At 57.4% G+C, this 244-nt stretch carries 1 pseudogene; it reads right to left on the reverse strand.

Going from position 1 to position 244, the window contains the following annotated elements:
- Positions 1-244: pseudogene (locus DEO48_RS15330) on the reverse strand (WYL domain-containing protein); the annotation flags it as partial.

Raw genomic sequence — 244 nt, forward strand, 5'->3', positions numbered from 1 at the left:
GAGGCTCCCCCGACAGCAGACGACCAGATACCAGTGCTGATGCCGGTAAATCAGTCGGTAAGGCTCCTGCTCATCGTGACGGACACCGCCGACCAGCAGACTGACCACCCGGTGATGACAAATGGCTTCGGCCAGACGATGAAAACTGTCAGCCTGTGTCCATGCTGAGGGTAAGTCGTGCCAGATAAAGCAGGGTGAGGTGCCCGTTTCATTCATCAGCAGGTGCATCAGTTGCCGGTTCTGC

The sequence above is a fragment of the Enterobacter sp. CGMCC 5087 genome (genome assembly GCF_003144775.1).
Classification (GTDB): Bacteria; Pseudomonadota; Gammaproteobacteria; order Enterobacterales; family Enterobacteriaceae; genus Enterobacter; species Enterobacter cloacae_M.